This is a genomic window from Priestia sp. YIM B13552 (assembly GCF_042787775.1).
GTDB lineage: Bacteria > Bacillota > Bacilli > Bacillales > Bacillaceae_H > Priestia > Priestia megaterium_E.
Window position 1 is genome coordinate 812,057 of sequence record NZ_JBHZOU010000003.1, and the last position, 24,285, is coordinate 836,341.

Annotated in this window: 32 protein-coding genes and 1 riboswitch; of the genes, 6 read left to right on the forward strand and 26 right to left on the reverse strand. The window is 38.2% G+C overall.

Annotated elements, in window-relative coordinates; translation table 11 throughout:
• Positions 1-85: 85 nt before the first annotated feature.
• Together ACFX40_RS16225 and ACFX40_RS16230 are read right to left on the reverse strand one after the other, a co-directional pair.
• Positions 86-364, reverse strand: coding sequence for an AbrB/MazE/SpoVT family DNA-binding domain-containing protein (locus ACFX40_RS16225; protein ID WP_025752053.1), 279 nt, complete (start codon positions 362-364; stop codon positions 86-88).
• 374 nt (positions 365-738) lie between these two features.
• A complete protein-coding gene (locus tag ACFX40_RS16230) occupies positions 739-1,119 on the reverse strand; it encodes a replication termination protein (protein ID WP_013056721.1) in 381 nt (126 codons plus the stop codon).
• Between the two features lie 229 nt (positions 1,120-1,348).
• Between ACFX40_RS16230 and ACFX40_RS16235 the strand changes: the two genes are divergently transcribed.
• Entirely contained in the window at positions 1,349-1,783 is a 435-nt protein-coding gene (locus ACFX40_RS16235; RefSeq protein ID WP_013082862.1) for an Hsp20/alpha crystallin family protein, read from the forward strand.
• Between the two features lie 42 nt (positions 1,784-1,825).
• On the opposite strand, the gene ACFX40_RS16240 is transcribed toward ACFX40_RS16235, so the two are convergent.
• On the reverse strand, positions 1,826-2,587 hold the full coding sequence (locus ACFX40_RS16240) for an anti-sigma factor (protein WP_028408782.1): 762 nt from the start codon (positions 2,585-2,587) through the stop codon (positions 1,826-1,828).
• Complete coding sequence (locus ACFX40_RS16245) at positions 2,584-3,150, reverse strand: RNA polymerase sigma factor (RefSeq protein WP_025752052.1); 567 nt, start codon at positions 3,148-3,150, stop codon at positions 2,584-2,586. The genes ACFX40_RS16240 and ACFX40_RS16245 overlap by 4 nt, the downstream gene beginning before the upstream one ends.
• A 150-nt stretch (positions 3,151-3,300) precedes the next feature.
• On the opposite strand from ACFX40_RS16245, the gene ACFX40_RS16250 reads away from it, so the two are divergent.
• Entirely contained in the window at positions 3,301-3,699 is a 399-nt protein-coding gene (locus ACFX40_RS16250) for a thiol-disulfide oxidoreductase DCC family protein (RefSeq protein WP_377255584.1), read from the forward strand.
• Between the two features lie 154 nt (positions 3,700-3,853).
• Here the strand turns inward: ACFX40_RS16250 and proC are convergent, their stop codons facing one another.
• The 4 genes from proC to ACFX40_RS16270 are packed head-to-tail and all read right to left on the reverse strand — an operon-like array spanning position 3,854 to position 6,628.
• Positions 3,854-4,657 (reverse strand): pyrroline-5-carboxylate reductase, encoded by an 804-nt coding sequence (gene proC, locus ACFX40_RS16255; protein ID WP_028408784.1) that lies wholly within the window; start codon positions 4,655-4,657, stop codon positions 3,854-3,856.
• 3 nt (positions 4,658-4,660) lie between these two features.
• Positions 4,661-5,323 carry a bacillithiol biosynthesis deacetylase BshB2 gene (gene bshB2, locus ACFX40_RS16260; protein ID WP_377255587.1) on the reverse strand — a complete coding sequence of 221 codons (663 nt, stop codon included), beginning with the start codon at positions 5,321-5,323 and terminating at the stop codon, positions 4,661-4,663.
• Positions 5,324-5,346: 23 nt separating this feature from the next.
• Positions 5,347-5,694 carry a YojF family protein gene (locus ACFX40_RS16265; RefSeq protein ID WP_013056714.1) on the reverse strand — a complete coding sequence of 116 codons (348 nt, stop codon included), beginning with the start codon at positions 5,692-5,694 and terminating at the stop codon, positions 5,347-5,349.
• Positions 5,695-5,740: 46 nt separating this feature from the next.
• Entirely contained in the window at positions 5,741-6,628 is an 888-nt protein-coding gene (locus ACFX40_RS16270; RefSeq protein WP_098432680.1) for a 5'-3' exonuclease, read from the reverse strand.
• A gap of 243 nt (positions 6,629-6,871) precedes the next feature.
• Here ACFX40_RS16270 and ACFX40_RS16275 point away from each other — a divergent pair, with 243 nt between their 5' ends.
• Entirely contained in the window at positions 6,872-7,183 is a 312-nt protein-coding gene (locus ACFX40_RS16275) for a hypothetical protein (RefSeq protein WP_016763842.1), read from the forward strand.
• 50 nt (positions 7,184-7,233) lie between these two features.
• Here ACFX40_RS16275 and ACFX40_RS16280 read toward each other — a convergent pair whose 3' ends face one another.
• On the reverse strand, positions 7,234-8,034 hold the full coding sequence (locus tag ACFX40_RS16280; protein WP_098331600.1) for a GIY-YIG nuclease family protein: 801 nt from the start codon (positions 8,032-8,034) through the stop codon (positions 7,234-7,236).
• Entirely contained in the window at positions 8,034-8,963 is a 930-nt protein-coding gene (panE, locus tag ACFX40_RS16285; protein ID WP_098432679.1) for a 2-dehydropantoate 2-reductase, read from the reverse strand. The genes ACFX40_RS16280 and panE overlap by 1 nt, the downstream gene beginning before the upstream one ends.
• A 254-nt stretch (positions 8,964-9,217) precedes the next feature.
• Between panE and ACFX40_RS16290 the strand changes: the two genes are divergently transcribed.
• The gene (locus tag ACFX40_RS16290) at positions 9,218-10,138 is read left to right on the forward strand and encodes a CobW family GTP-binding protein (RefSeq protein WP_098249895.1); all 921 of its coding nucleotides are present in this window, start codon (positions 9,218-9,220) and stop codon (positions 10,136-10,138) included.
• Positions 10,139-10,170: 32 nt separating this feature from the next.
• Here ACFX40_RS16290 and ACFX40_RS16295 read toward each other — a convergent pair whose 3' ends face one another.
• Entirely contained in the window at positions 10,171-10,329 is a 159-nt protein-coding gene (locus tag ACFX40_RS16295) for a hypothetical protein (RefSeq protein ID WP_013056708.1), read from the reverse strand.
• Positions 10,330-10,626: 297 nt separating this feature from the next.
• On the opposite strand from ACFX40_RS16295, the gene ACFX40_RS16300 reads away from it, so the two are divergent.
• On the forward strand, positions 10,627-10,953 hold the full coding sequence (locus tag ACFX40_RS16300) for a MerR family transcriptional regulator (RefSeq protein WP_013082852.1): 327 nt from the start codon (positions 10,627-10,629) through the stop codon (positions 10,951-10,953).
• Between the two features lie 91 nt (positions 10,954-11,044).
• Here ACFX40_RS16300 and rarD read toward each other — a convergent pair whose 3' ends face one another.
• From rarD to ACFX40_RS16370, 14 genes are all read right to left on the reverse strand, one after another.
• Positions 11,045-11,971: an EamA family transporter RarD gene (gene rarD / locus ACFX40_RS16305; RefSeq protein WP_013056706.1), complete on the reverse strand. Its 927-nt coding sequence runs from the start codon at positions 11,969-11,971 to the stop codon at positions 11,045-11,047.
• Positions 11,972-12,107: 136 nt separating this feature from the next.
• Positions 12,108-12,677: a cob(I)yrinic acid a,c-diamide adenosyltransferase gene (locus ACFX40_RS16310; RefSeq protein WP_028408791.1), complete on the reverse strand. Its 570-nt coding sequence runs from the start codon at positions 12,675-12,677 to the stop codon at positions 12,108-12,110.
• Entirely contained in the window at positions 12,674-13,099 is a 426-nt protein-coding gene (locus tag ACFX40_RS16315) for a bifunctional adenosylcobinamide kinase/adenosylcobinamide-phosphate guanylyltransferase (RefSeq protein WP_028408792.1), read from the reverse strand. The genes ACFX40_RS16310 and ACFX40_RS16315 overlap by 4 nt, the downstream gene beginning before the upstream one ends.
• Positions 13,051-13,665 (reverse strand): histidine phosphatase family protein, encoded by a 615-nt coding sequence (locus tag ACFX40_RS16320; RefSeq protein WP_013082848.1) that lies wholly within the window; start codon positions 13,663-13,665, stop codon positions 13,051-13,053. Before ACFX40_RS16320 ends, ACFX40_RS16315 begins: the two co-directional genes overlap by 49 nt.
• Positions 13,623-14,396, reverse strand: a complete 774-nt coding sequence (cobS, locus tag ACFX40_RS16325) for an adenosylcobinamide-GDP ribazoletransferase (protein WP_136789414.1) — start codon at positions 14,394-14,396, stop codon at positions 13,623-13,625. The genes ACFX40_RS16320 and cobS overlap by 43 nt, the downstream gene beginning before the upstream one ends.
• Complete coding sequence (locus ACFX40_RS16330; RefSeq protein WP_377255591.1) at positions 14,393-14,953, reverse strand: bifunctional adenosylcobinamide kinase/adenosylcobinamide-phosphate guanylyltransferase; 561 nt, start codon at positions 14,951-14,953, stop codon at positions 14,393-14,395. Before ACFX40_RS16330 ends, cobS begins: the two co-directional genes overlap by 4 nt.
• On the reverse strand, positions 14,950-16,029 hold the full coding sequence (cobD, locus tag ACFX40_RS16335) for a threonine-phosphate decarboxylase CobD (RefSeq protein ID WP_028408796.1): 1,080 nt from the start codon (positions 16,027-16,029) through the stop codon (positions 14,950-14,952). Before cobD ends, ACFX40_RS16330 begins: the two co-directional genes overlap by 4 nt.
• The gene (gene cbiB, locus ACFX40_RS16340) at positions 16,004-16,990 is read right to left on the reverse strand and encodes an adenosylcobinamide-phosphate synthase CbiB (RefSeq protein ID WP_377255594.1); all 987 of its coding nucleotides are present in this window, start codon (positions 16,988-16,990) and stop codon (positions 16,004-16,006) included. Before cbiB ends, cobD begins: the two co-directional genes overlap by 26 nt.
• Before the next feature lie 4 nt (positions 16,991-16,994).
• Entirely contained in the window at positions 16,995-17,603 is a 609-nt protein-coding gene (locus ACFX40_RS16345) for an adenosylcobinamide amidohydrolase (protein ID WP_028408798.1), read from the reverse strand.
• A gap of 88 nt (positions 17,604-17,691) precedes the next feature.
• Positions 17,692-18,651, reverse strand: a complete 960-nt coding sequence (locus tag ACFX40_RS16350) for an ABC transporter substrate-binding protein (protein WP_377255597.1) — start codon at positions 18,649-18,651, stop codon at positions 17,692-17,694.
• 258 nt (positions 18,652-18,909) lie between these two features.
• Positions 18,910-19,042, reverse strand: a riboswitch (cobalamin riboswitch).
• 90 nt (positions 19,043-19,132) lie between these two features.
• Positions 19,133-19,447, reverse strand: a complete 315-nt coding sequence (locus ACFX40_RS16355; protein WP_013056696.1) for a thioredoxin family protein — start codon at positions 19,445-19,447, stop codon at positions 19,133-19,135.
• A gap of 188 nt (positions 19,448-19,635) precedes the next feature.
• Positions 19,636-20,238: a YpjP family protein gene (locus tag ACFX40_RS16360; RefSeq protein ID WP_028408800.1), complete on the reverse strand. Its 603-nt coding sequence runs from the start codon at positions 20,236-20,238 to the stop codon at positions 19,636-19,638.
• A 383-nt stretch (positions 20,239-20,621) separates the two neighbouring features.
• Entirely contained in the window at positions 20,622-21,398 is a 777-nt protein-coding gene (locus ACFX40_RS16365) for a class I SAM-dependent methyltransferase (RefSeq protein ID WP_028408801.1), read from the reverse strand.
• Positions 21,399-21,532: 134 nt separating this feature from the next.
• A complete protein-coding gene (locus tag ACFX40_RS16370; RefSeq protein ID WP_013056693.1) occupies positions 21,533-21,970 on the reverse strand; it encodes a BrxA/BrxB family bacilliredoxin in 438 nt (145 codons plus the stop codon).
• A gap of 241 nt (positions 21,971-22,211) precedes the next feature.
• Between ACFX40_RS16370 and ACFX40_RS16375 the strand changes: the two genes are divergently transcribed.
• Entirely contained in the window at positions 22,212-23,096 is an 885-nt protein-coding gene (locus ACFX40_RS16375) for a polysaccharide deacetylase family protein (protein ID WP_136789419.1), read from the forward strand.
• Positions 23,097-23,128: 32 nt separating this feature from the next.
• Here the strand turns inward: ACFX40_RS16375 and ACFX40_RS16380 are convergent, their stop codons facing one another.
• On the reverse strand, positions 23,129-24,253 hold the full coding sequence (locus ACFX40_RS16380; protein ID WP_098658472.1) for a conserved virulence factor C family protein: 1,125 nt from the start codon (positions 24,251-24,253) through the stop codon (positions 23,129-23,131).
• Between the last annotated feature and the right edge of the window lie 32 nt (positions 24,254-24,285).

Below are 24,285 nucleotides of genomic sequence, written 5' to 3' on the forward strand. Positions count from 1 at the left end.
CAAAAAAAGAACGTTCTCAAAAGAACGTTCTTTTTTTGTTTAAAAATGGATTGATACTCTTCCTTATACTAAGGCCTAAAACTTCTTATTTATTTAAGGTACGCTCTAACTCTTGTAAAAGCTGTTCCGCACCTTTTTTACTTAACACAACGTTTCCATTCCCAAAGGTTAAGTTTTCGCGCGTAATTTCCCCAGTTACTAAGCAAGCACCATACGGGCTATACTTTTGTAAAATAATAATATCTTCATCAACATATATTTCTACTGGATCACCTGTGTTGATATTTAAAATGCGGCGCAATTCAATAGGAATTACTACGCGACCCAATTCATCTACTTTTCTTACAATTCCTGTAGACTTCATAAAATCCATTCCTTTCATAGTAAACAAATAATATCTTCTCGATACAAATCTAGTCAAATTCGTCAGAGTTGCTAAAACCAAAATGCTTCAATGATGGTCTGATAACGGTTTATAAGTTCTTAAAATATGGCAAATAACGCATTAAATAGATTTATATACACTTTGTATCATATCAATTCGTACACTATTTATGAATAGTACATAATCTTTAAAATCGAATTCATCCATATATGTTAAAAGTGTGTATTTTATCCATAATATAACTATATATCCATCTTTTACACTACTTTGTACCCATTTTATAACTTTTATTCCGACATAAGACGACAAAATCAGCTATAGAAAAAACGTGTCTTTTCTAACTAAAGACACGTTCATTTGGACCCGAAGTTGTCACGAATAGCTTTTTGAATCATAGCTTCACACCGCTCCAGCTCTACTTTTAATTGTTTTTTATATAGTTTAGCTTTCTCTTCTCCCTCATTTGTAAATGTATAATAAACCACTTCTTGAAGCTTCATTCCTTCTTTTTTACGCTTCACCTGTTTGAGGACACCGTCTTCAATCAAGTCATGAAGGGCTTTGTATACTTCAGAATGATTAGGTTTGAACCCAAAAGGGCGAAATTCATCTCTCAACACATCTAATAACCGAAGGCCATACAGACGCTCTTGTTCTGTCATCGTAATCATATATAATTTTAAGAAAGCACGTTGTTTTAATAGAAAACCACTGGATGTACGCTTTTCTCTCATCTCAACTTCCTCCTTCACATACTTGCTTTCATTCAGGAAAATAGAAAGCTCTATACGTAATTATACTTTTTTTATTCTACATAATCCTTCTTTTTCACTCAAAATCTCTTTTTTTTCTCACATTTTTTCACTTATTTACGCGTTTTTCTCATTCTTTGTAAGCAGGCATTGAATTTTCTTTTTTTCATATATATAGAAGGAATTTACGTGAATATAAGGAGGGGTTCCTTTGAGTAAAAAATATGAAGAGATTGATTGGGGTTCGATTCAGCATAAGGTAGAAGATATGCTTGGAAATCACTTTTGGAGCGATTTAAATCACATCTTACCAAAGCGATTTCCAAACGTCGACTTATATGAAACCGATAAAGAAGGCATTATCGTCGTTGAGGTTCCTGGACTGCATTCAACTAACGACATTCAAATCAAGTTGGACGCAAATATATTAACAGTTGAAGGGAACGTTCCTTATGCTTATGAAGCTTCTAAACAAAAGTTAAAGCTCAACGAACGCCATACAGGCGTATTTTCTCGCACGGTCAAACTTCCTTTTCACTACACAGACGAACCAGTTCGCGCTAAGTACAAAAATGGATTATTGGAAATTCGACTGAATAAGATAGAAAATGACCAAACCATTGCCATACAATTTGAAGATGATTAACTGCACGTAACAAAAACCCTTCTGTTAGCAGAAGGGTTTTTGTTAGAGCGCTGAACTTAACACAATGTTTCCTTTTGGCGTCTTATTATTCGCGTTCGGTTCTAAAGTAATCGCCATAACATCCCACTTTTCAGTCTGTTCTTTTTGGCTCATCGTATAGACCACTGTCCCGTTTCCATTTTTATCTGTTACAAAAGCACCTGCCGGATGAGGCTTATCACCTTTTATGAGCCACACCTGATAGACTTCATTCCCCTTTACGTTTTTCAAGTTATTCGCTTGAATAACCACATTTAAATTTCCACCTTTTTTCGTAAGAGATGCTGTTGCTTCGCCAGAAACGTTCGGCTCTGCCTGCAGCTTCATTGTTTTTTCAGATGTAAGAGGTTCGTTTTGAGGAGCAACCGAAACATTTGGCTCTTGTTTGCCTTTGTCTCCATCTTTCAACAGAAAGTAGCTGTTTCCTGCAAGGGATAAAAGAAGTGCCGCAGCTAATCCAATAATGATGGACTTTTTATTTGATTTCTTAGACGCAGCATGTTGTTTTTCACTTTTTAAAGCGATTGGTTCTCTCTTTGTCTCATCTTGATCTTCTTCAAATACGTTCGCAAGTATTCGCTGTTTCATTTCTGGCGGAGGAGATTGTTCTGGTGTCAAATACGTTAGATCTCCAAGAACTTCCTCCAGCTCTCTTAGTTCTTCTTGACAGCTTTGACAGTTTTTCAAGTGCATTTCAAACTCTTTTTTCTCATGGGAAGTCAACTGATCATTATAGTAATCAATTAGTTTATTGCACATACTCATGAATCAGCTCTCCCTTCTGCATCAGTACCTAAATATGTTTTTAATTTCCGCAACGCTAATCGCACCCTACCCTTTACTGTTCCTAATGGGATTTGCTGCTCTTCTGCTACTTTTTGCTGCGTTAATCCCTTAAAATAAACGGATTGAATAATCTTTTTTTGGTCTTCAGACAATTTTGATACAGCGTGCCGTACTCTCTGCTGTTCTTCTTTCCACTGAAGCTGCTCGTCAATCTGAGGATGATCATCTTCAATAAAATCAAAAATTTCTTCTGAGAAAATAGGATCGTTTTTTCTTTTTCTTACAATATCAATCGCGGTGTTTCTTGTAATCGTAAACAGCCATGATGAAAACTTCCCTTTTTCATCGCTGTAAACTCCTTTTCCTCTCCACAGCTTAATAAATACTTCTTGAACAGCTTCTTCAGCAATATCAGAGCTATTTGTTAATCGGTATATAAACGAATAAAGAATTCGCTCATACTTGTCATACAGCAGTTCAAGGGCTTTTTTGTCTCGTTCTTTTATTCTATTGTATAAGACAACGTCGTTTTGCTCTTTCATACCCTTCTCCTTTAACTCTTATGAGTCCTTATTATATAATCGAATTACCTTTGAATTTGGATCACTTTCACATCTTTTAAACGTACCTTTATTTTTCAAAAATAACAAGTAATTATACTTTTTTTTATGGAATAGGAGCGAAATCGTCCAATGAATCATTTAATTCTTTTTGATGGTATATGTAATTTATGTAATAGCAGTGTTCAATATATTATTAAACATGATGAACAAGCTTTGTTTTCTTTCGCTTCTCTTCAATCAGATTTCGGAAAGCAGCAGCTAGCCTCTCACGGCTTACTTCCTGAGCAATTAGACAGCATTGTATATATTCATGGAAAACAAAGATATGTAAAATCAACGGCTGCTTTAAAAATCGCTAAGCGCTTAGATGGACCCGTTAAATTTTTATATGCTTTCATTATCATTCCTGCACCTATTCGAGATATAGTATACAACTGGATCGCTCGCAACCGATATAAGTGGTTTGGCAAACAGCAGCACTGCATGCTCCCAACTTCTGATATGAAAAAGCGGTTTGTTGATGACTAAAAAAGTTTGGGACATAGAGAAAAAACAGTTCCAAAGAGGAATGTATGTTAAGGAAGTTTATTCATTAAAAAATCCGAACTGATTCAACATTCTAATGAAAGAATGCTGAACTATAGTTCGGATTTTTCAGCTAACATATGGTTGTACGAGTTTTTTAACTTCCACCCATTGCTTTTTTATTCGTTGCTTCAATTGCCTGTTTCATTATTAAAGAGAAGTCCTGTTCTTTCATCACTTTTAACCCTTCGGCAGTAGCGCCGCCTGGAGTTGTTACTTGCTCTCTTAAAGACGCAGGATCTTTGGTTTCATGCAGCATTTGTACAGAGCCATACATCATTTGAATAACTAAATCTTTGGCTGTTTTTTCATCTACACCGTAAGCAGTAGTTGCATCAATTAACGATTCTGCAAAATAATATAAAAACGCAGGTGCACTGCCAGTTACAGCCGTTAGCTCATGTACTTCTTTCTCTGAACACTCATGCGCTTCACCAATTCCTTTTAAAATCATGTGAAGCACTTCTTTATGCTCTTTTGTGGCAAAAGTTCCAAGTGTATACAGTGACATCGATTGTCCAATCATAGCAGCTGTATTTGGCATAATCCAAGCGACAGGCGTATCCTGCGGAAGGTGATTTTCTAAGTAACTCGGACCAATTCCTGCCGCTAACGTTACGACAAATTGTTGATTTAAATGAGTCGAAAGTTCCTTGAGCACGGAAGGATGGGCTTCAGGAGGCATCGCTAAAATAATAACATCCGAATTGTCAACTTCTTGGCGCCAATTTTGCGTCGTTTGTACGCCGTACGTTTTTTCAACACGCTGTAACCGCTCAATATCTCCGTTGTTTGACATCACCACTGCCTCAATACTGTCAGCGCTGCTCGTAACCAAACCAGCCGCTACAGCTTCAGCCATTCGTCCTGCTCCAATAAATAAAATTCGCTGTTTTTTCATCTGTTACTCCCAGTTATATGTCCAGAATTCTTCTCTAGTTAATAAACGTTCCATTTGCGGATAGTCAGATAAGCGGTCGAAGTCAATTGCGTTTATCATTCCTTCGGTCTGAGAACGATGGGCTTTTAACGCTTCAATTTTTTTATCTTTCATCGCTGTTACATCAAAAATAACATCTGGTTCTCCAATATGTTCAATACGATCTTTTGAAAACGCATGACACCAAACTACCGGACGCTTTTCTTTTGGCATACGTTTTACTGCTTGAATCGTAGCTGCTCCTGTAGCATTATGATCAGGGTGTACCGCAAAGCCAGGGTAATGCGTTAAAATGTGAGTCGGCTTTACATCGTTAATGATTTCTTCAATTTTATCTGCAAAAACATCAATATCAAGAAATTCCAGCGTTTTATCACGAAGCCCTAGCATACGCAAGTCTTGAATATCTAAAACGTTCGCTAAATCTAAAAGTTCTTTTTTTCGGATTTGGGGTAAAGTTTCACGGTTAGCAAACAGCGGTCTACCCATATTTCGTCCCATTTCACCTAGCGTAATACAGGCATATGTAACGGGCGTTCCTTTTTGTCTCGCTTGCGTGATCATTCCTGCTGCTCCATATGCTTCATCGTCAGGATGCGGAAATACAATTAATAATCTTTCTTCCATGTTCTATTCTCCTCTCTTTTCTGTTATGAAAACGGATGTTCACTTAATTGAAGGGCAACTGCTAAACGACCTTCAAAGTCATGCCCAGCTAGAAGAAGTCGGCCTTCTTCATCAATTTCCCAATCTGTTAGTCCCTCTGCATAAATCCATCCTAAGTCAATTTGAAGACCTACACGATAAGGACCTTCTCCAGTTATCTTTCCGTTTGAAATAGTGACTTTACCATTGCGAATAAAAGCCCCAACTGTCATTACTTTTTCATTTACGTGTGAAGCATATGCACCGTTTGTCGTTTCAAGGTGTACATATACGTCTTTATTTAAAAATGTTTGTATTTTTTTTTGGACTGTTTCTTTATGAATTGGTTGCACGCTTGTTACTCCTTTCTCATGTTCATAAATTGTATTGTACTAAAAATCATGAGCGAATCCTAATGTTTAGTTCTAGACTTTGAATTTCTTTATTCCATCGTTCATAATCATACATAAATGTTAATCCTTCCCAATCTAACATGCTGATTTCTTGAATGTCTATAATAATCTCAGCAAGTTCACGACTAAGCATACCTAGTTCTTTTCCTTCGACCAGCTTTTTTTTGTACCGATTAAAAGCTGGATCTAATTGTTCAATTTGTGCATAAATTTCATGGATAGAGCCATATTGTTGAATAAGAGGCAGTGCGGCTTTTTCTCCTACACCAGGAACGCCCGGAATATTGTCAGATTTGTCACCAAGCAATGCTTTTACGTCCACCCATTGACGAGGATGAATATTGTATTCTTCTTGAAAGTGCTTAAAGCCATAAACAAGATCTCCCACCTGCTTTTTAGCAATAATTTGTGAAATATGTTGATCTAGGAGCTGAAGCAAGTCTCGGTCGTTGCTGTAAATATATCCTGGGCTTTGCTTTTCTTTGCTCCACTTATTTGCCAGTGCGCCGATTAAATCATCTGCTTCATAAGAAGACAATGACATTTGATAAATCCCGACGGTGTCAAAAAACTGCTTTAACGTTTCGTACTGCTGAATCAGCGGCTCAGGCAGCTCTGCTCTTGTTTGCTTATATAGGGCGTATGTATCTTTACGTTTTGTATCCTCGCGCTTAACATCCCAAGCGACGAAAATATGGGTTGGCTCATATTGGTGAATCAATGCATGCATTTTTTGAATCGTTACTCTCAGGGCATTCGTAAATTGGCCCTTACTGTTTCTTGTCAACGCTGCTTCATCTCTGCCATAAGAAGTAGCAAAATAACAGCGGCTTAATAAATTAAATCCATCAATTACTAATAGTGTTTCGTTCACATAGTCACGTCCTTTGAAAACTTTGCTCCTTTCGCTTTTAGAGCAAACATACTATAGCACTTGTTCTTTGCACGCGTCAATGAAGGGCACAAAGCTCAAAACACGCCCATTTTTTTCTCTCAATGTAAATGTAGTATAAAGATGTTAAATTGTTGTTATGATTTATTCGTTTGACTTTTAGAACTTTTGACTATCCTATAAAATGAGGATGAAAGATCAATCCTACAAATGAAGGTGAAAAAAGTGAATAAAAACACGATGATTAAAACATTAAAAGTTATATCTGTTGTGTCGCTTCTCGCTTTGTTATTTATCATTGCTTATGATCGTTCCATGTCTACATCCATGATTATTTTGTTCAGTTCGCTCATTTTCTTTGTATTTGTACTTAGCGACTTTTTTTTCGATCGCAAGCCATGGGGATTAAAAGGCCTTCAATTATATATATCACTGATGTTATTCATCATTGCCATTTTTGAAATGCATCAAGTTGTCAGTTCACTTTGCGTTATTTCCATTATGGCTCTACCAAAAGTTATTGACGAATTAGCTTAAGTGTGAATGATAAATGATAAAATCCATGATCACAATGATCATGGATTTTATTACGTTTTGAGTAATTTTTCAGAGATGCGAAGAGCTTCTTCTATGCCAAATTTACGCACTAAACTGATGGCTTCCTTTATTTCTCGTTTTTTCAAATCATGGGTCGGATTTAAATTTAACAACACTTGAATAACAACTAAATCCCGCATCGTAAACATCATATTCTTTTTCATATCTCGCTGAAATGTATACTGCTCTTTTAAGAGCCGGTCACTTATTGCTAACACTTTCGACTCCGGAAGATGTAGCTGCGCTCCTGCTTCTTGACAAGACCACAATTTTTTCACTCGATCTTCAGCATTCATATTTGCGACTCGTGCATATGTAATATCGCTGTTTTCTTGACGAATCTCTATCTCTTTTAACGTTGGCTTTAGCACCGTTTTTCGCTTGGAGGCTTTTTTCTTATCAACTCCTGTATCCCTGAGGCTTCTACCGTGAACGGTGTAAATGTCGTATTCATTTTCTCTTTTTACATCTTGTTTATTGTATTTTGGAAAATAACCATTTACAAGCATCGTTCTTAGCATATCCAATTCTTTTTTTAATCCATGAACTTCAATATATCCAACAGTATAAATCTCTTTGTGAAATTTTTTTGTGTTGCTAACGCCTTTTCCTGCAACGTGAGCTCTTACTCTTTCTAATAGAGAGCCCGTCGTTGTTCCGATATATAAAAGCCTGCCGGGTTTATCGAAGAAAAAATAAATGCCGGGAGCGGAAGGCAATTGTCCTATTTCTGCTGTACTTAGCAGCTTCTGCAGTACCTGCATGACTGCTAAATCAATTTTCGCTGTCATTATTTTTGATAACCTTTTAACATTTCTTCATACACTTTTAGATGCGTATACACAGTTTGAAGAAGGGGTACTTGTATAGACGATTTTTCAGCTAATGTCAGCAAATATCCTTGAAGGTGGTCTCCTTCAATTTGAGAACTTTTTTCCATATCACGCTGCATCGATGACTTCATGTCATACGTCATTTTGTCCATCGTATTCATATGCTGTTCAATAATCCCTTCAGCTAATGGTGCATCGTATGCCATCATAATATTTTCAACTTCTTTAAAAAGCTCTTGTACGAATTGACGCCCTCCTTTTGCCGCTAGCACTGGGCCAACAGGTGCGCGCATAAGAGTGGTCATGCCTGACATAACCGTAATAAATAAATACTTATGCCACATATCCTGTTCAATATATGAACTTTTTACAAACGAAGCTTTTGTACCACTGAACGCTTGCTCAATCAGTTGTAATCTTTCTGTTTCCTTCTGCTTAAATTCACCAAATACAAGTCTGTGAGCAGGACTCGTCTGGACGACATCTCCATCTTTGTTTAACGTCGTCTCAATAAAGCACAGTCCCCCAATGACTTTTTCTTCCCCAAAAGCTTCTTGTAAAGGACCCATGTGAGCCATACCGTTTAACAATGGTACGACAACTGTCTGATTCCCTATAAAAGGACGCACATCCTCAATTGCTTGTTTAAGATGATAAGCCTTAGTTGTAAACAAAATAACATCATAAGGCTCTTTCATCTCAGATTTTGTAATAGCTTGTACAGGTGAAGTGAAGTCACCGTGTATGCTCTTGATAACAAGTCCATTTTGTTCCAGCTCTTTTTTTCGGCGATCTCTGACAAGGAAAGTCACATCCTCTCCTTTTTCCACAAGCCTGCCTCCAAAGTAACCTCCAACGCCGCCTGCGCCTAAAACTAATATTCGCATAACTTTTGCTCCCCTTTTTCTTTTTCCTTTATTGTAGCACAGCTAGTTTGAAATTTTATAATATTCTTATTTCATTGTGTATTTTGAGTTTTTTACAAAAGATAGCCATAGCGCTTTTAAAGTTGTTATAATGAATACAAAAAAGCATAAAAATTTACTCTTAGATATTTATCCCCTCTTGGATATACTATTTACCAATCGGTAATCGGAAAAATTTCGATTTAAACAATGTTATTTACATAGGAGAGACTGAAATGAAAACAGAAATCTACATTTTATCTGGATTTTTAGGCAGTGGAAAAACAACGTTACTTAAACAGCTGCTTCAGCAAGAAAAAGATCGTAATCGCAACATTGCTGTTGTGATGAATGAGCTTGGCCAAGTTTCGATTGACTCAAATGAAGTAGAAAAAGACACGCCGTTAAAAGAATTGCTAAACGGCTGCGTGTGCTGTACTATTCAAGGTCAATTTGAAACTCAGCTTCATTCACTTCTACAGGAGAACACATTGGATGCTATCTATATAGAAACAACCGGAGTTGCACATCCCATTGAAGTGTTGGATGCCTGTATGTCTCCTCTTTTTGCGCATCAAGTCACGATTAAAAGTATTATCACCACACTCGATGCAACAAGGTGGAAAGAACGTGGGTCCTTAAGCATTCAACTTCAAAAACTTCTTCAAGAACAAGTAAAACATGGGGATGTAATTTTATTAAATAAAACGGACATGCTGTCTGAGGCGGAAAAGTCTTCCCTGCTTTTTGAGGTTCAATCAATTAACGCTCGTGCAATAACATTATTAACGACATTTTCCCGCGTGAAGCTTGACCTGATTCAAAAAGCTCAGCTGTCTCAAAAACAGCCGCACGAGAAGGCTCATGTTGAAGATCATCTTCATTTGAAAACATTTGTATATGAGTTTACAAAAAAAGTGGATCTTGAATTATTTGAAAATTGGCTGCGCCAAATGCCAGATACCATCTATCGTATTAAAGGCTATATGCGCTTTACTCATTCGGATGATACGTATTCGTTTCAATATTCATACGGCATGCCTCTATATATGAAAGAAATGATGAAGCTGCCCACCACTCTTGTCTTTATAGGGGAAAACCTCGACCACGCTCAGATGAAACAAGAATTATTTAATCTTGAACAGCAGTCCAATTAAAAATCCCGCCTAGAGCGGGATTTTTTTATTACTTATAAACAGGCATTTTGTACTCTGCGCAAAATTTCATATGCACGATTTCCGGCTAACTCTGTCAACTCTTCAAATTTTTCATCTCTTTTCAAATCAAGTTCAATAATTTCTTTTGCCAGCTCAATAATCTCTTCTTTTTTCAATTGTTGCACAGCCATTTAAAACGCCCTTCCCTTTTAGAATTTATGTATATTCTCACATTTATTTTCTATTCATCATTTTGAAAGCAAGTGATTAACCACAAGGCTTTATCCTGTATGGTTAACCACTTGGGATCGAGTTAATCATTAGTTTATAGGACTCTTTTCCCTATTTCATTATTTATGTCACTTTTTCTCACATAGTAATTCAAAAATATAACATATATATGTTAGAATGTATTACATGTTATAAATTTTTGTATTTTTTTCCTTTATAATAATAACATACTACTACGTACTCAGGGGTGAGGGAGATTGTCTACGAATGAAGCGTCATATCGAGATAAAAAAGTCATGTCTATTGGGATTGTAAAAGAATTAACCGGTTTATCAGAAAGGCAAATTCGCTACTACGAGAAAAGAAGCCTGCTCTTTCCGGACCGAACCAATACGGGTATCCGGAAATATTCGTTTTCAGACGTCGAACGATTAATGGATATTGCCGATCGCATAGAAGAAGGAGTTCAAACGAGTGAAATACGCACAGAACTGGCCAAAAAAGATGAAGCGAGAAAAATGAAAGAAGTAAAAAACCAAATGCTTCAAGGTCAGTTGAACGCTCATTTCAAGCGGAAGCTATAAAGTATACATACGGTGACTTTCCCGTCCCCGTTTTTATTTCTTTACGGCAGACAAAAAAGCGCATATCTAAAGATATCCGCTTTTTTGTCCGTTAAGCTGAGCGCCCTTTAAAGAATTTCGGCTGATGAGAACTCATGAACTTAGTTTTAGATAAAATGAACATAACCGATCCGCCCCAAATGAACAAAAAGGCAATCATCTCTACGCTAGAAAACGGTTCATGATAGACGAACACTCCTAATAAAAGCGTCATGGTAGGAGCGATGTACTGTAAAAAACCGACCATCGATAGCGGAATAAGCGGCGCTCCTTTAGCAAAATACAGTAGTGGCATAGCTGTAGCGACACCGCCGCCAATTAAAAGAGCGCTCAGATCAAGCGACTGAAGAGAAAAACTTGAAGATCCTTTCACTAAAAGAAAGATAAAATAAATAACAGCAATAGGTGCAACCATCATCGTTTCAATCGTTAATCCTACTTTTGCTTCTAATTGAATAGTCTTTTTTACAAGACCGTACAAACCAAAGCTAAACGCTAAGCTTAATGATACCCATGGGATATGCCCGTATGTAACTGTCATAACGATAACACCTATAGCAGCCAATCCAACAGAAGCACCCTGCCAAAAATTAAGCTTCTCTTTTAAAACGACTATACCAAGCAAAATACTAACGAGCGGGTTGATGTAGTAACCTAAACTTGTTTCAATAATATGATTATGGTTAACCGCCCAAATGTAAACGAACCAGTTGATGCTGATCAGCACTGAAGCCACAAATAAAATGACCGCTTGTTTCGTATTACGAAATAATAAACCAAGCGTCTTCTTTAAAGCACTCATTTGCTTTGTCACAAGCAAAAGTAAAAGCATAAAAACAAATGACCATATGACACGGTGAGCGAGTATTTCATTCGCATTCACTTCGCCAAGAAGCTTCCAGTAAAGCGGAAAAAGCCCCCACATAACGTAAGCGCTGGCTGTATAAACAATACCTGCTCGTTTAGAATCTTGATTCATTTCTCAACCTCTTTTCTTTATCTCTCTGTCTCTTATCATTATAGATGCATTTACCTCTTTTTTATAGCTTTATTTTGCCTATCGAAATAGCTCATAAAAAAAAACGATCGCTTTTAGCTCGACCGTTTTTTATACCTTATTTTTTAGGCTGTTTAAATACTTTGGCACTGCGAATATACTCTACATCCTGTACATTTTCTCGCGCGTTAGCGATTCGAGCCGCAGCAAAGAAATAATCGGATAAACGATTTAAATACTGAAGCACCGCCGCATTAATTTTATACTCACGCTGTACGCCAACAACAAGCCGTTCTGCGCGGCGTGTAATCGTCCTGCAAATATGAAGCGTTGTCGCTGCAGGTGTGCCTCCAGGTAAAATAAAACGCTCAAGGGCCGGCGCTTCTGACATATAGACATCAATGCGCTTTTCAAGTACTGATATCATGTCGTTTGTTACTTTGTACGGATGATCATCTTTTGCAAATGCTAAATCACTTCCACAGTCGAAAAGCTCATGTTGAATCGTAATTAGCTCTTCTTTTACATCTTTTAATGTTGCTTCATCCAGCTGATAAATCGCTTGACCTACAAAGCCATTTAGCTCATCAATCGTACCGTATGCTTCCACTCGAATATCATCTTTATTTACTCGTCCTCCAATTAAGCTTGTCTGCCCTTTGTCCCCTGTTTTTGTGTAAATGTTCATTGTATTTCCTCCTTCAATCGATTAGCAATTCCGTACCAAATGTGATCTACTTTCCGGGCATGTGCCGCTAAATGCTGATACGCATACCCGCACTCATCTCTCCACTGCCGCTCTGTTGGATCTAAAGGAACAATCCCTTTGCCGACTTCAGTTCCAATCACTATTAACTGTTCCCATACACCGCTGTCTCTCCACTTCTGTATTAACTTTTTAACAACAAGATGCGGAGACTCCAGCTCGCTATGTATTAATTCCTTAACATAGTGCTCAAATCCTTCTAGTACTATGTAACTTTCTTCGAACTCAAACGCTGGTAAAACGGGGTCTTCATACAAACAATGCCATTTTATCGACTCACTGGCATAATGCTGCTTCACCCATTTTCTTTTGCCGGTAAATGCACCGCCGAATACGAAATGCATGCTCTTCTCTCCTTTGCCTGTTTGTATGTACACGCTACTGAAAAACCTTCTCCGTAAGAAAAAGAAACATCCCAAAGCGACGCTGTCTGTTTAAAATGAGATGCAAGTAAACGCAGTGGTCCGCCGTGTGAAACAATAGCAATGTGACGCAATTGCTGACTGGCCGCCAAATCGACCGCTTCTTCCCACGCTGCCCAAACTCGGTTTGAAAAGCTTGAGAAGCTTTCACCATTCGGAGGCGTATGTTCTGTCCAGTGATCAATCCAATTTCTATACGCCCGTATGTTTTTTAAATCTTCATACGTCTTCTCTTCCCAATCTCCAAAATGCAGTTCACGCCAATTTTTACTTTTAACCACCTGAGATTTTGGAAAAACAACTGCACTTGTTTCTAGCGCTCTTTTTAAGTCACTGGAAATAACGAGCTGAGGTTCTAGAAAAAGCTCTTTCAATTCATTTTTCCCTTCTATACTTAAAGGCGGATCACTCCACCCTATATATTTTTTCTGTTGATTTTCAAGCGTCATGCCGTGACGAATACATGTGATAACCAAAGAATTATCCATAAAAACGTTTCTCCTCCTTCAATGGTTGCCCCTATAACATCTCCTGTTACGCCACCAAACTGCGAACGATAAAACCGTATCCACAGCCATAAAAACCCGGCAAAGAAAAGAATAATGAATTTATTGTCCATAAAAACAGCGAAAATAGCAACTAAGAATAGGCTCATGATGATAAATCCATAAATAGACCGTTTGGTGACTCCTTTTTGAAAATAAGCAGCCAGACCCGTATCTTTAGCGGGCTTATCTCTCATCAACAAAAAGGCTGCTCCAATTCTTGGAAGTGTAAAGACTACTAAACATGCCCAAATTGATAAAGAAGAAAGAGACGCTAATTCATAGATCGCACTAAAACGCAGCAGAAGCAGAACCATAAGAGAAAGAATAGCAAAAGACCCAACGTGCGGATCACTTAAAATCTGCAGTTTTTTTTCCTTTGACTGATGAGAAAAATACGCATCGCTTACGTCCATCCAGCCGTCTAAATGAAGACCGCCCGTTAAGATAAGCGGTAAAAGCAAAACTAAAATACTACCAACAATCGTAGTGATAGGTGAAGACTGAAGCAGCTGTAAAAAGCTATAAAACATCAAGCCTAGTAACATACCAATCCACGGCAGCACAAAAAGTGAGCGTGCCGTTCTTTTTTCAGTCCATTGAACGGTTTTAGCCACTGGTAAGATCGTAAAAAACTGGAGAGAAATTCGTAGTATGGCTATCCATTCTTTCATATATCTACACATTCCTTTCCTTTTTTAAAACGATAGATTCCCGCTTCTACACAAATAGACACATCTGCTTTTTCTACAATATACTGATGTAATTTCCCTAACATCTTCATATAACTATATGTGGGCTCTTCTAATACGCCCGCTTCAAACAGTTCATTAGATACTAGCACAACCGTCTGAGACTGCGCAAACAGCTTATCGAGCGTTTCTGTCATATGACGAAAAACCACTTGTTTCCCTTCTTTTGTTTGCCACCTTTTTTCTGTTAAAAAAAGCTCATTGGCAAGCCAGTTCGTGACACAATCCAAAAGTATAGCATCATCACTTTGAAGATTCGGCAGAATTTTTTGTAAATCTACAGACTGTTCGATCGTTACCCAAGGCGTGTTCGCTGCTTGGCGTTCTGTTTGATGAAGCTGGATGCGTTTTTGCATTTCCTTATCTGTTTGCCTGCTTGTGGCAATATAAACAGCACGCTTTGTACAAAAAGTTTGAACCATATTCTCCGCTGCACGTGATTTTCCGCTTCGAACGCCTCCGCTAATAAAGATGATCATATTTCATCAAGTCCTTGTTTGATTACGTTAAGTAAATAGTCATTTTCTTCTTTCGTTTTCACAGCCAAACGGATATAGCGGCCATTTAAAAATGGGAAGTTTTCAGTATGACGAGCTACCACGCCATGGCTTGCTAAATAGACAAGCCATTCGCGCGTTTTAATAGAAGACGGAACACTGCAAAGATAATAGTTTGTCTGAGAAGGAGAAACCAAAAGCCCCCATTCTTTTAGTTGACTCAAGATCCGTTCCCGTTCTTGTTTAATATAATGTACGGTTTCTTTTACAAAATCTTTTTCATCCACACATATCATGCCTACTTGCTGCGACAATCCATTTACACTCCAAGGAGGCTGCTTTTTAGACATCTTGCTGATGATTTTTTCATTTGCCAAAATATAGCCAAGACGAAGCCCGGCAATATTAAACATCTTTGTCATGGAACGCACAACAATGATATGTTCATAATCCAGAATAAGAGAATCAAATGAAGGCTGATATTCGACAAAATCAATAAATGCCTCATCAATCATTAAGTATGTACCATGATGAGCAGCAGCTTTTACTACTTTCATCCATTCCTCATGACTATACATAACGCCCGTTGGATTATTTGGATGGCAAATCCACAGTACTTTTATGTCCGGAAGAATGCTCATAATCAACTCTATATCCCAGCTCCAGCCATTTTCTTCAGCTAAAGGAATGTATGTCACTTCACATCCATAAGCTTTACTTGCCTGTTCATATTCAACGAAAGTCGGCTGTACAATCCCTGCTTTCTCTCCTGAAAATAACGAAGCAATAAGGAAAAACGCTTCAGCGGCACCATTTGTAGGCAACACTTGAGCAGCTGAAACATGATGATGAGCTGCAAGTTTATTTTTCAGCTTCGTTACTTGAGGATCAGGATAACTAAACGCTGCATCCTTGAATTCGTTCCACTTTTCGTGAAGCACAAGGGGAGCCCCTAAAGGATTTGTGTTCACGCTAAAGTCTTTTATATGCGACAAATTCTCGGCCCCTATTGCTTTTAAAAAGACAGTAGGATTAGCTCCATGTGTAGGTAATAGCACTCATAACTCCTCCTAACAAAAAATATAATAACCACGTAGCATAGACCGTCCTTTTCATAATGAAAACAGCTTGTTCAATATGACCGGCTTGCAGGGGAATGAGTGGTTCACCCATTTTTGCACGATTAGATTCTATGCCTTTATATGTATTAAGTCCGCCGAGTTGAATACCTAACAGAGCCGCCACTGCGCTTTCCCCGTATCCGCTATTTGGACTTGGATGCTTCTTAGCATCACGCTTAATCAAACTCGTTACATGCCCAAGAGAATACTGGCTTTTTGCTACATTAACAGCCGTCATCACCACTGCAGTTAACCGACTTGGAATATAGTTTAATACGTCATCGGTTTTTGCACTAAAGTAGCCGAACAGAAAGTAGCGGTCATTTTTGTACCCAACCATCGAATCACATGTGTTAATAGCCCGGTAAAAAAATGCTAGGGCTCCTCCTCCTATAAATGCATAAAAAAGCGGAGCTGTAATACCATCACTTGTATTTTCAGCCACGGTCTCTACCGTCGCTCTGGCAATTTCTCCTTCTGACAAACGATCTGTATCTCGTCCCACAATCATACTTACTTCATATCTAGCTTTCTCCATATCTCCTAGCTGAAGCGGCTTTTGTACCTTATAGGCAGCTTCGCTTAAAGAACGAGTGGATATAGTAGTCGCAATCATTACGCCCTCTACTAAAACACCTGCTATAAAATGAACTCCGTACAAAGCATGGAGGAACAAAAAGGGAACAACTCCTGCGAGCACAGCCATACTTATCACAAGAAGCAATCCTTTGAATCGTTTTCCTGCACCTGTATTTAATCTGGAATCCATCCAATAAATCCATTTGCCAAACCAGCGAACGGGATGCGGCCAATTTTCGGGGTCACCTATAATTCGGTCAATTAGTAAAGCAATCGTCATGGCCGTCATGTGTGCAATTATCGCTTGTGTAATACTCATTTCTTCACCTCTTTCCCTTAAGTCCCTGCTCTAAGCTTATTTTCACCAGCTTGGCTACCGCTTGCCCTAAAGCGGTCATAGAGCCTGCATATTCATATAATGCTCCTTGCTGAGACGCTGCAACTGAGATGCTGTCCGTAGATGTTCCCGTAGCAATCGTCTTTGTAGCCGGATCTATGACACCCAGCTGTGACAGCGTTTTTGTTTTAGCTTCTGTGGCCGCGATAAAAAGCTGTAAAAACGCTGCATCCGTAAGCGTACCTTCCACGAAAAAAAACATATTAATTGTACCGGGAGAGGAATAGAACGGGACAGCTTCATCAGCTGTAATATCTACTGCGTTTCCTACTCCAGCCGTTATCACGGAAGCTACTCTTACTCCGTAGCCTTCATAACAGTAAACCGCTCTTTCTTTTAACCAAACGGCTGTCATCAACCCTACGATTTGCTCATGGCGCACATTTTCTTTCATCAAATATTGCTCATACTCCAAAGAAGGAGTATCTGAATAATAGTCTTTGTGAACAAATCGATTGTAAAAGGTGTCCGTTTCCGTAATGCCTGTTCCTAAAACCCCTGAGCTGTATGTTTTATAAGAAGTCTCGGTTTTCATGATTAAAAGCTCAGGCCGTTCTTCAATTTTAAGATGTGAAAAGGGACCAATCCCCTTTTCAATTCGAACTGGAATATGGTCCCTCTTCTTATTTATTGTACACCTCAGGGTATACTGCTTTTGCTAAGTCCTCTAAGCCATCTACAATACGAGGTCCTAAGCGATTGATTTTGTTTTGATCAACCTTCTCGATGTTACCCTCTTTTACAGCAGTCATGCTGCTCCAAGCGGGACGCTTCATAATCTCATTTTTGTCTGCATCATACGTTGCGATAATAACGTCAGGGTTTAACTTAACAACTTGCTCTTCAGAAAACTTAACCCAACCCTTTTCACTAGCTGCTACGTTATCCGCACCGATCATAGTAAGCATTTCGTTCATGAACGTACCTTTTCCTGTTGTATAAATCTCAGGAGCTCCTGATACCTCTATCCATACTTTTTTACGATCTTCTTTTGAAATCGTTTTTGCTTTTTTCTCAATTGAAGCTACTTTTTCTTTCATGTCTTTAATTGTTTGATTAGCTTCTTTTGTTTTACCTGTTAATTTACCGATTTGCGTAATAGAATCATAAACCGTATCAAACGTTGTTGAATCTTTTACAACAAATACCGGAATACCCGCACTTTCAATTTGTTTAAATACTTCATCCGAAACGCCCATACTTGAAGCGTGTGCCAGCACTAAATCAGGATTTAAAGCAATAACTTTTTCCGCATTAACGTTCATATCTCCTACCTGCGCTTTTTTCTTTACGCTTTTAGGATAATCATCGTTGCTTGTAACACCGACTAATTTTTTTTCAAGGCCAAGGGCATATACAATCTCCGTATTACTTGGCATTAAGGAAACAATTTTCTTAGGCTGTTTTTTCAACGTGATTTCTTTATCACGCGCGTCTTTTACCTTCACTGGAAATGCAGCTTGTGACGTTTGTTTCGTATCTTGCTTCGTTTTTTTATCACTGTTGCTTTGGTTGCCTGCACCGCATGCAGCAAGTACGATGACTAACAGTGCAATAATGGAATACGAAAGCCATTTTTTCATCTAAATACTCCCCCTATATATTGTTCATTGTGAATACGAAACCTCCACGTTAAAGAAAAAGCAAATGATCATGCAAAAAGCAGCGCTATCCCGTTTTTCCGCTTTGACTATGTATACTGCTCGCAGGCAGCTTCAAAATAAAAAAGCTTTACTTTCAATTGAAAGCAAAGCAGGTAACGTCAAGATAAGCAGGAAAAGAATCCGTTCACTATACTTGATATGTATGTTCATTACCCTGCTTCACCCTTCCTCGAAGGTTTCACAGCTAACAATAAGGCAGGTCTCCTGACTTACGCACAGAGCGCTTACAGTGGCGGGACCGCGCTGGTTTTTCACCAGACTTCCCTTTTCACTCAATCTTTAAATTGAGACCTTATTGCTTTACGATTATTCACTTGTCCTAGTATACCCCACTCATGGAAAAATGGAAATAGCCATTCTCACAAAAAAAGCTGCGAGAATGCTCTCGCAGCTTAAGGAATTAAAGAGTTGCTAAAAATTCACGGACCGCTTCAGGCGTTTTAGCATTTGCACTGTGCAAGTGTGCAATTTTTTCACCGTTTTTATATACAAGAAGAGAAGGAATACCCATTACATTGTTTTCAGCAGAAAGTTCTTCAAACTCATCCTTATCAATTTTAAACCATGCTTTATCTGTATTTTCGTCAACGATTTCATCAATGAACATATCCAAACGTTTGCAATCAGGACACCACGTTGTCGTAAAAATCCCAACGCTTAGTGTTTCGTTCTTAATTTGTTCGCGAAATTGTTTTTCTTCCGTAAATTGTTTCATTATGTTACCTCCAACATCTATTCGTTCCTTCTCCCTATTCTATGGTAAGAAGTCTGACTTCATTATAAACGATTTTTTTATCATTGTGCTAATGTTTCAGCTTATTTAGACCATAACGGTTTTAGACGTAAAAAAATGCTAGCTTAAAAAAGCTAACATTTCGAAATCGCAGAATGTTGTGTCTATTATCAGCTAAACCATTTAGGCGGCATGTTTCGGTTCCAATAAATTTTCCCTAAATCATAATGCTTCTGAAAATTATCTGCAGCCGCATGATAGTGAAAATTAAACCAGTATCCATCTTTTGGAGGATTTTCACGCCGTACATGAAATCGTATTAAGTCCTGACCGGTTTCCCGGTCATATACATGGAAAATCTTTTCACCGTAGCCAGCAGCAGGGTGCTCGCTTATCTCGAGATTCTGAATCGACTGTTCACGTTCAGTGCCAATGTCGGTCAGCACTTCTTCAATTTTAGGTAACACTGCTAGACGAAATTCATCTTCAATGACAGGTCCAATTTTTGTTCCGAATTTTTCCACTGACTGTTTTTCAGCTGATTCCATTGCATACGTAACAAATGATGAAACGTCTTCATATTTTGGTTCTTCATATGGCAAATGAATATCTTCTATAACAGCTGTGACAGGAGTTGTTTCTCTTACATACCCTGCTTTATGTTGCTTGTCCGCTTTTGCATCATCAACGTATAAATATTCTGGTGGAGTGACAAGCCCAAATGTAAATACTGTAATAAATACAATTAGCATTCTTTTTATCCATCTAGGCATTCGTATCTTTCCTTTCTTATCTTTTCCCATATGGTCTTTTCATATCGTAAAATTCATTGTTATAACTCACTAGGTATTGTAACATACTTATTAATTTTTTACCTATATTTGCTTATTCATTTATGCTGCCTACGGGCATTCGAAGACTTTTTAGTTAGCACCTTCCTTCTTCTATTTGAGGTTGTCACACCGAGCGGAAACCTATACAAGATATTCCTTTTTTGCTGGATGCTTAAACACAAAAGTATTTTTATGTTCAAAAATATATCATACTTTTATGAACTTTAGATGAAATTCATAAAAAAAACTTCCAAAACTTTTTAATTCCTAAAAGGTTTTGGAAGTCTTTTCAATGATCGGGATTCATTTTACTTTTTTGTTTATTATTGTATATCAATTGTCCCGTAATGAAATTTTGATGTTTTTCGTTTTTGTACGGTAAATCCATGTTCTTCAAAACGACTGCTTTTCCAATGATCTTTTAGCACGATCTTTTGTTTGGCTACTCTTTTTGCTTCTTGTATAGCCATTGGCGTCAGCGTAGTATACAGTGCTATTGCTTTAATACCGTTAATTCCATTCGATTCATCAATTTGCTCTTGAAACATAGGATCAAAGTAGACAACATCAAAAGAATTATCTTCACAACACGCCAAAAACGATTCAAAATTTTGATGAACCACGTTTATACGCTTCATTGCATCGTTCAACTCTTGTACGTCACTTTCCCAATTTAAAAGTCCTTGTTTGACTAAATAAGCTACATAGCGGTTGCCTTCTAGTCCGACAACTTTCCCGCTTTTCCCTACCGCTGCGCTCGCCATCATACTATCCGATGCAAGACCAAGTGTACAGTCAAGCACGCTCATTCCTTTTTCTAAACCAGCAGCTTCAATAAACGGATCACGTTCTCCTCGCAGCCATCTCTTTACTCTAAACATAGCGGAATTTGGATGAAAAAAAATAGGTTCCTCTTCATTTTGGACATGCAATTCTACTCTATTCTTACCGACAACCAGCACGTCTGCAGCTTGAAGATTTTGAAGATCTGCAACGGATTTCTTCTCTCTTACTACAAAAGGTATACTTAAATCAGCGGCTACTTGTTTGGCTTTTACAGTCATCTGTTCATTTGTTCGACCAGCAGTCGTAACAATCACTTTCATAACTCCCCCTACACTGTTTGGCTATTTACATAAAGAAAAAGGATGCCGATAGACATCCTTTTTCTTATAAAGTATATGCGATTTTTCTCTAAAAATCTATATACTAGATGTGACAAAAGCAGGACATTTTATGAACAGTGCTGCTTAAAGCCATTTAAAATATTTTCAAAAATAACTTCTAACGGCTGACCTTCAATTTCATGTCGAGGAATAAAATGAACGACTTCTTTTCCTTTTAAAAGCGCCATAGACGGTGATGAAGGCTCAATGTCCCCAAAATATTCACGCATTTTAGCTGTTGCTTCCTTATCTTGGCCAGCAAAAACAGTTACCACTTGATCTGGTTTTTGCTCAGACTGTAAGTACGCTTGCGTTGCTGCAGGACGTGCTAAACCAGCAGCGCATCCACAAACTGAATTAACGACAACAAAAGTTGTTCCTTCTACGTTTTCCATAAAATCAACTACGGCTTCCTCTGTTGTTAATTCTTCATAACCAGCTTGAGTTAATTCTTGACGCATTGGTTTAACTAACTGACGCATATATTCTTCATATGCCATTGACATATTAACATTCCTCCTAACAATCATTCACGCTAAAAGCATACTATAAAAACCAGGAAAAATCTAGCTACTCACTCTTCAAATCCTTATCGTTGTCCCGTTCTCCTTTTCCATTTGACAAAAAAAGATTAAAACCGGGTCATATCATCTAATTTTTTTCCATAAAAATGTCGATTTTTACTATTAATATTCCATTTTTTGTACTATAGTAGTAAATAGTAGTTTAGTAGAAAGGATTTTCAAATTGAACCAGCGATTTAAACCGAACAAACGATTTAAGCCAAACAAACGATTTTATGCATTTTTGTCTTTAGTGTTAGTGATCGTCGCTTCTTTGTTTTTTATTACAGAAGCCAAAGGAAGTGAATCCGCTGCATCTCAGCAAGTATTAGCATCTACTGCGTTGCCGCTGAAAGAAGCTGCATCTTCAGCACAGCCTGAGAAGCTGCTTAATACACTTCATCATAATATGTATGTAGGAAATACGGTAAACAATCAAAATCAAGCTCTTACACAGCCTGTTTACCTTACGTTTGACGATGGTCCAACACCTGATACTCTTCATATTTTAGATGCTTTGCGTCAATATAACGTAAAAGCAACTTTCTTTATGTTAAAGCATCAAATTGACGTTCACCCTGAAATTGCTAAAAAAGTAGCACAGGAAGGACATGCCATCGGCTGTCACGGCGTCTCTCATGATATTCATGTCATGTATAGTGAAGACGGCGCCGCGTTAAAAGAAATGCAGGAGTGTCAAGCGACCGTTAAAAAAGTAACCGGTGTCGACAGTAAGTTAATCCGCGTTCCTTACGGCAGCGTTCCCTATTTAAAAGAGCCTCACCGTACAGAGTTGCTAAGCCACTTTAAATTATGGGACTGGAATGTAGACAGCGAAGACTGGGCACTTCGTTCTGCACCTAGAATTATTCAGGGGCTTGAACCTCATATTCAAGGGGTTAACTCCAATGGAAGAACACCAGTCATTTTATTTCATGATAAATCCTTTACGGCACAATCCCTTCCTGCTATTTTGACTTACTTAAAGCAGTCGGGCTATCAGCCTATTAAAATTGATAACACCATGCAGCCTATGCAGTTTCCAACTCCCGCTGCAAAACAGTCGTAAAAAAAAGATCATTCAGATGAATGATCTTTTTTTTATGCTTTTCTGCTTTCCGTCATTTGTTTCCAAACAGAACCTTTTGCTTCTTCTCCGCCTTCGATACGTTCAATTGCTAGCTTGATTTGTAAATCTACCTCAAATTCTTTATCATTCTCTGCTGCTTTTAATGCAGGAAGAGCCGTCTCGTCCCCTACCTCGTATAAATACATAGCTGCACGCCAGCGAACAAGCTTGTTTTTATCACCAAGAGCTTCACACATTGCCGGAATACCTTCTTCAAAACCTAAATCTGACATGCAGTCTCCAGCAGTACGGCGCACAGTGACTGATTTATCTTTTAATGCTTTGTATAAGTAAGGCAGTACCGCTTTTGATTCAATCATTCCTAAGTAGACTGTAGCTAAGCGGCGAATAGATGCTTTTTCATCATCAAGCGCTTTATTTAAAACGTCTAAATCAGCTTCTGTTGGATCCATTTGTTCTAAATGGGCATAGCGCACTGACCAATCGTTGTCTTCTAGCATTTCTTCTGTAACTTTATAGGTTTTACGCGGCTGTACAGCTTTTCCGCCTTCTTTTTCTTCTTGTGCATTAGCCACAAGGCGAGTTAATCTTTCTTGGGGATATGCTGCTGCTAACTCTTCTACTACTTCGTCTCCGATAGCAGCTAACTCTCCGTAACGAACGCCTTGTTCTTTCCATTTCCGTTCTAATACCACATTATCTGAAAAACGTTGAAGTTCTGCTACCGCTTTTGCGAATCGCTCGGGCAGACCAAAGCGCTTTTCTTCATTTCCGTCCGTTAGCTTGACTTGCATCGGTACATTTTTGAACATTTGAACTGACACATTGACCTCACCAAAATGCTCATTCATTTTGTGCTGTTCACTGCTGCTTTGCAAATCTTCACCAAACGCTGCACGAACTTGCGGCAAAATTTGCTTCCAGTCATATTTGGCATTTCGCTCTACTGCCAAGAAGTCCGCTACGTGGTAGACTCCTTTTACCCCTTCTACTTTCAAGATGTCTTGAACAACTTCAGGAGCTGCTTCAGCATTTTTTTCCGTATAGTTATTGCTTTTTCCGCCTGATAGCACTTCGTCTAAATTAATTTTCATTGTATTCGGACTTGGCGTTGGCTCAATTGATTTAATGTTCATATCGTATCGTACTCCTCTCATTAAAATTGTAG